This window comes from Pseudomonas sp. PS01270, from assembly GCF_029959775.1.
Taxonomy (GTDB): domain Bacteria; phylum Pseudomonadota; class Gammaproteobacteria; order Pseudomonadales; family Pseudomonadaceae; genus Aquipseudomonas; species Aquipseudomonas atacamensis.
The window spans coordinates 1-6,061 of sequence record NZ_JASCPT010000201.1 but is presented as its reverse complement, the minus strand read 5'-3'; the positions used below and the strand labels follow the sequence as shown (position 1 = coordinate 6,061).

At 62.0% G+C, this 6,061-nt stretch carries 7 protein-coding genes; 4 read left to right on the top strand and 3 right to left on the bottom strand.

The genetic code is table 11. The annotated features are described in order from the left end of the window. The first annotated feature begins 136 nt into the window (after nucleotides 1–136). The 4 genes from QMX86_RS27015 to QMX86_RS27000 all read left to right on the top strand — a co-directional run bounded on the left by QMX86_RS27015 (nucleotide 137) and on the right by QMX86_RS27000 (nucleotide 3,589). Nucleotides 137–847, top strand: coding sequence for an ABC transporter ATP-binding protein (locus tag QMX86_RS27015; RefSeq protein WP_024014500.1), 711 nt, complete (start codon nucleotides 137–139; stop codon nucleotides 845–847). 1 nt (nucleotide 848) lies between these two features. After that, the gene (locus QMX86_RS27010; RefSeq protein ID WP_073475735.1) at nucleotides 849–2,114 is read left to right on the top strand and encodes an ABC transporter permease; all 1,266 of its coding nucleotides are present in this window, start codon (nucleotides 849–851) and stop codon (nucleotides 2,112–2,114) included. A gap of 11 nt (nucleotides 2,115–2,125) precedes the next feature. Further along, nucleotides 2,126–2,644, top strand: coding sequence for a DUF3299 domain-containing protein (locus QMX86_RS27005; RefSeq protein WP_024014502.1), 519 nt, complete (start codon nucleotides 2,126–2,128; stop codon nucleotides 2,642–2,644). Nucleotides 2,645–2,890: 246 nt separating this feature from the next. Beyond that, nucleotides 2,891–3,589: an OmpW family outer membrane protein gene (locus tag QMX86_RS27000; RefSeq protein ID WP_024014503.1), complete on the top strand. Its 699-nt coding sequence runs from the start codon at nucleotides 2,891–2,893 to the stop codon at nucleotides 3,587–3,589. Nucleotides 3,590–3,946: 357 nt separating this feature from the next. On the opposite strand, the gene QMX86_RS26995 is transcribed toward QMX86_RS27000, so the two are convergent. The 3 genes from QMX86_RS26995 to QMX86_RS26985 form a co-directional block, all read right to left on the bottom strand. Continuing rightward, entirely contained in the window at nucleotides 3,947–4,879 is a 933-nt protein-coding gene (locus tag QMX86_RS26995; RefSeq protein WP_122705917.1) for an NAD-dependent epimerase/dehydratase family protein, read from the bottom strand. Continuing rightward, nucleotides 4,872–5,756: a sugar nucleotide-binding protein gene (locus QMX86_RS26990; protein ID WP_137215697.1), complete on the bottom strand. Its 885-nt coding sequence runs from the start codon at nucleotides 5,754–5,756 to the stop codon at nucleotides 4,872–4,874. The genes QMX86_RS26995 and QMX86_RS26990 overlap by 8 nt, the downstream gene beginning before the upstream one ends. A 111-nt stretch (nucleotides 5,757–5,867) precedes the next feature. Continuing rightward, nucleotides 5,868–6,061, bottom strand: a 194-nt coding sequence (locus QMX86_RS26985) for a hypothetical protein (protein WP_282390424.1), incomplete at its 5' end; no start/stop codon positions are given.

Genomic DNA, 6,061 nt, shown 5'->3' with positions numbered 1-6,061 from the left:
CCACCGAAATCCCCTGTGGGAGCGAGCCTGCTCGCGAAGGCGGCGTGTCAGCTGACATGTGGGTGTCTGACCCAGCGCTTTCGCGAGCAGGCTCGCTCCCACAGGGTTATGTGTTCACTTCATGAAAATCGGTGCCATGACCCAAGCACTCATCGAACTTTCCGACCTTGGCTTCAACTGGCCCGGTCACCCGCCGCTACTGGACATCCCGGCGTTTCGTCTGGAAGCCGGCGAAACCCTGTTTCTCAAAGGCCCCAGCGGCAGCGGCAAGACCACCCTGCTCGGCCTGCTTGGCGGGGTGCAGAAGCCCGGTCGCGGCAGCATTCGCCTGCTCGGCCAGGAGCTGACCGAGCTCTCTGCCGGCAAGCGCGATACATTTCGCGTCGATCACACCGGCTACATTTTCCAGCAATTCAACCTGCTGCCGTTTCTCTCGGTGCGCGAGAACGTTGAGCTGCCGTGTCACTTCTCGAAACTGCGTGCGCAACGGGCGAAACAGCGCCACGGCAGCGTCGATCAGGCCGCCGCCACCCTGCTCGCGCACTTGGGTTTGAGGGACGAAAGTCTGCTCGGTCGTCGCGCCGACTCCTTGTCCATCGGCCAGCAACAACGGGTCGCTGCCGCCCGCGCGTTGATCGGCCAACCGGAACTGGTGATCGCCGACGAACCGACGTCGGCACTGGATTACGACGCCCGCGAGAACTTCATTCGCCTGCTGTTTGCCGAGTGTCGCGAGGCCGGATCGAGTCTGTTGTTCGTCAGCCACGACCAGAGCCTGGCGCCGCTGTTCGACCGTCATCTGTCCTTGGCCGAACTCAATCGCGCCGCCACTTCTGCCGAGGTCTGAGATGTATCTGTTTCGTCTGGCCATGGCCAGCCTGGCCAACCGCCGTTTCACCGCATTGCTCACCGCCTTCGCCATTGCTCTTTCGGTGTGCCTGCTGCTCGCCGTCGAGCGTGTGCGCACCGAAGCCAAGGCCAGTTTCGCCAGCACCATCAGCGGTACTGACCTGATCGTCGGCGCTCGTTCGGGGTCGGTGAACCTGCTGCTGTATTCGGTGTTCCGCATCGGCAACGCTACCAACAACATCCGTTGGGACAGCTTCGAACACTTCGCCAACAACCCGAAAGTGAAGTGGGCAATCCCCATGTCCCTCGGCGACTCCCATCGCGGCTATCGCGTGATGGGCACCACCGAAGCCTACTTCGAGCACTACCAGTACGGGCGCCAGCAGCACCTGGCGCTGGCCGAGGGTCGCGCGTTTGCCACCGATCCTTTCGAAGTGGTGCTCGGTGCCGAAGTCGCCGAAGCGCTGCACTACAAGCTCGGCGACAAACTGGTACTGGCCCACGGCGTGGCGGCGATCAGCCTGGTCAAGCACGACGACAAACCCTTCACCGTGGTCGGCATCCTCCAGCGCACCGGCACCCCGGTGGACCGCACGTTGCACATCAGCCTCGGCGGCATGGAGGCGATTCACATCGACTGGCACAACGGTGTGCCGGCGCGCGGCAACGGGCGGATCAGCGCTGATCAGGCGCGCAACATGGACCTGACCCCGCAAGCGATCACCGCGTTCATGCTCGGCCTCAACAGCAAGATATCCACCTTCGCCTTGCAGCGCGAGATCAACGAGTACCGTGGCGAACCGATGCTGGCGATCCTGCCGGGCGTGGCCTTGCAGGAATTGTGGAGCCTGATGAGCACGGCCGAGAAAGCCTTGTTCGTGGTCTCGCTGTTCGTTGTGCTGACGGGGCTGATCGGCATGCTCACGGCGATTCTCACCAGCCTCAACGAACGTCGCCGCGAGATGGCGATTCTGCGTTCAGTGGGCGCGCGGCCGTGGCACATCGCAAGCCTGCTGGTGCTGGAAGCTTTCGCCCTGGCCCTGACCGGGGTGATCGCCGGGCTGGCGCTGCTGTACATCGGCATCGCCGCTGCGCAAGGGTACGTGCAGGCCAATTACGGTTTGTACCTGCCGCTGGCATGGCCGAGCGAGTATGAATGGACGCTGCTCGGTGGCATTCTGGCGGCCGCGCTGCTGATGGGCAGCGTGCCGGCCTGGCGCGCGTATCGCCAATCCCTGGCCGATGGCCTGTCGATCCGTTTATGAGGATGTTCACCATGCCCCGCGCCCTGCTTGCGCTGCTGATGCTGGTCGCCCTGCCCGTGTGGGCGGCGGCGCCGAAAGACTTGACCTGGTCGGAAATGATCCCGCCGGACGCCGCGCCGGAAGTCCCCAACATGACCCCGCTGCACGATCTGTCGAAGATGGGCGACGCACTCTCCGCCGAGTCCGCGCCGGCGGCAAAACAGGACATGCCCAATGCCCCGGTAGTGAAGAGCCTCGACGGGCAGAACATTCGCCTGCCCGGTTACATCGTGCCGCTGGAAGTCAGTGAAGAGGGGCGCACCACCGACTTTTTGCTGGTGCCGTATTTCGGCGCCTGCATACACGTACCGCCACCGCCGTCGAACCAGATCGTCCATGTGAAAAGCGAACTGGGCGTGAAGCTCGATGAGCTGTATCAGCCGTATTGGGTTGAAGGACCTTTGCAGGTGAAAGCCTCGAGCAGTGAACTGGCCGATGCCGGGTATCAGATGGAGGCGGAGAAGATTTATGCGTATGAGCTGCCGGAGTGAGTCCCGGTAATTTTATGCTTTTGAAATGCCCCCTTCGCGAGCAAGCTCGCTCCCACAGGTTTCGGTGGTGACCATGAATTTTGTGGTCGCCTCGATCAGTGTGGGAGCGAGCCTGCTCGCGAATAGGCCTTCAAAGGTTTCACAGAAACCCAGCCCCTTCACTGTTTCATTGAGCTGAGTCAAAACACCGTATCAGACGGCTTCGTACCCTAGGACATCGAATTTTTACGTCCTTTCGGAGCCCCCATGAACAAGTCCTTGCTCAGCGCCCCGCTGTTTGCCCTCGCGCTCGCAGCCCCGCTCGCCCACGCCCACGAAGCCGGTGACATCCTCGTGCGCGCCGGTGCGATCACCGTCAACCCGAAGGCCGACAGCTCCAGCGTCAAGGTCGATCAGGGTCCGCTGAGCGGCACCAATCTGGGCGGCAAGGCGACCATGAGCAGCGACACCCAACTGGGTCTGAACTTCGCCTACATGCTCACCAACAACATCGGTATCGAACTGCTGGCAGCCACGCCGTTCGAGCATGACGTCAAGCTCAAGGGCACCGCCCTGCCCGCCGCCAACGGCAAGCTCGGCACCCTGAAACACCTGCCGCCGACCCTCAGCGTGGTCTACTACCCGCTGGATTCGAAATCGGCTTTCCAGCCGTATGTCGGCGGTGGCATCAACTACACCTGGATCTACGACGAACACGTCGGCAGCGAAGCCAGCGCCAACGGTTTCAGCAACTTCAAGGCTAAAAACTCCTGGGGTCTGGCCTGGCAGGTCGGCGCCGACTACATGATCACCGACAACATCATGCTCAACGCCCAAGTGCGCTACATCGATATCGATACCCGCGCGACCGTCGAGAACAATGCTGTCGCCCCCGGCACCCGCGCGCGGGTAAATGTGGACGTCGATCCGTTCATCTACATGGTCGGTCTGGGCTATAAGTTCTAAGCTGATTTTTACCGAACGTTCACGTGGTGGTGAATGAGGCTTGGTGGCGGGCAGGCACAGAACTGACGACGACCGTACGCAGTCGATCGGGGGACAACGTTCCCTCGCCACAGGAGTAGCGATATTCCGGCCGTGAAAAAGGCGCCTGTTGAAAGGCGCCTTTTTCATTTGGTGCTGAGTCATGTGGGGCGTTGGAGGCCCGGGCCCCTCACCCCAGCCCTCTCCCGGGGGAGAGGGAGCCGATTTGTGTGTTGTTCAAAACCTGAGTTCGACTGGGTATCGCAAGTCGGCGTACTTCTCACAAACACCTCAGTCAGTTCCCTCTCCCCTTGGGAGAGGGCTAGGGTGAGGGGCTTCTCAGGAGCGCCCGAGCAAGCGCGCCAGGCCCACACTCATCGGCGTCTGCGGCGGCATTTCAAAGCGCTGCAGTAAGCGTCGGTTATCCGCTCGCGAATGGCGAATATCACCCGAACGCGCAGGCCCGTAACTCACGGGCGGCAACTCACCGATTACCGATTTCAACGCTTCGAGCATCTGCTTCAGGCTCATCGCCTGATTCCAGCCAACATTGACCGCGCCTTCCTGTACATCAGGCTTTTCCAGCGCCTGCACCAGCAAATCGACCAGATCACCGACATAGAGGAAATCGCGAGTCTGCTCGCCATCGCCAAACACGGTGATCGGCAAACCCTTCGAGGCGCGCTCGCTGAAAATGCTGATCACCCCGGAATACGGCGAGGACGGATCCTGGCGTGGGCCGAAGATGTTGAAGAAGCGAAAAATTGCCGGTTCCAGGCCATGCTGGCGACGGTAGAAATCGAAGTATTGCTCACCGGCCAGTTTGTCCGAGGCATAGGGTGTCAGCGGCGCTTTTGGCGTGTCTTCATCAATCGACTCGCCCTCGCCATTGTTGCCGTACACCGCCGCGCTGGAGGCATACACCACCCGCTTGACCCCGGCCAGGCGCATGGCTTCGCAGACATTCAGGGTGCCGATGAAATTGCTCTGGTGGGTTTTCACCGGATCGTCCACCGAGGCCTGCACCGAGGCCACGGCCGCCAGATGCGCGACAGCGTTGCAACCTTGCATGGCGCGGGCGACCAAAGCGGCATCGGCGACATCGCCGACCACCAGTTCGACCTTGGGATTGTCCAGCGGCAGGTTGCTGCGCTTGCCGGTCGACAGGTCGTCGAGCACGCGAACCGCATAGCCCTTGGCGAGCAAGGCGTCGGTCAGGTGCGAGCCGATGAATCCGGCGCCGCCGGTGATTAGAACCGTTGCTTCAGCCATGTCGGTAAAACCTGTCCAGTAGACCCGGGAGCGCGGCACGCCAGGCGCGCGGTTTGATCCCGAAAGTGTGGAGAATTTTCTTGCAGGCCAGCACTGCGTGTTGCGGTTCTTCGGCGGCGTCCGGGCGCGCGGCGTGGGCCTGCGCGGTCGGCGCTTCGATCGCCAGCGGATGCAGGCTGCGTGCTTCGGTGAGAATCGCCTGGCCCAGCGCCAGCGGTGTGGTCGCTTCGTGGCCGGCGTAATGGTAAGTGCCCCACAGCGGCGCGGCGCAGTCGAGTTGCTTGAGCACGGAGATGATCACTCGCGCGGCGTCATCGACCGGAGTCGGATTGCCGCGACGATCATCGGCCAGCAGCAACTCTTCGGGTTTTTCCGCACGGGCGAGGAAGCGCCCGAGGGTGCCGTCCGGGCTGTCGTCGAGCAGCCAGCCGAAACGCAGCAGCACATGTTGCGGGCAGGTCGCGCGCACGCTTTGCTCGATGCGCCACAAGGCCTGACCGCGCAGGCCCAGCGGCACCGGTTCGTCTTTTTCGCTGTAGGCCGTGGCCCGCGAGCCGTCGAACACGCGATAGCTCGACGGTTGCACAAGGACAATGTTGTGGTGCTGGCACAGTTCGGCCAGACGCTCGATGGCGCGTTCCTGGCCGCTCATGCGGCTTTCGCTGACGCTCTCGGCCTGGAACCAGTCGAAATAGTAGGCGAGGTTGATCAACGCATCGGGACGGGTGTCGTCGAGCAATTGGGTGAGGCTCGCGGCATCCCAGCCGTTTTCGGGCGGGCGGGGGGCGAGGAAACCGATGTCTTCTTCCGCACCGAGGCGAATCAGCGCCTGCCCAAGGGCATTTCCGCCGCCCAGTAACATAAGGCGCATTCGCATAGAGTCAGCAGGCCCAGTCTGATTGGAACGATGGCTTTGGCGACGGTTCTCGTGGAACCGTCGTCGATAATTGCCGGAATCGTTGCATTTTGCGGGTTTAGTGCGCAACCGTCATCCGTAAAGTGTAGAAGCTGGAAATTGTATCGAGGCCACCGGCCCCATCGCTGGCAAGCCAGCTCCCACAGGTTTTGTGCCAGGCATGAATCCTGTGGGAGTTGGCTTGCCGACGATGAGGGCCTGACTGTCGCTGAAGATCCCCAGCGGTACTTGCATCTTGCCGCCCCCCCCCCCCAAAAATAAGTCGA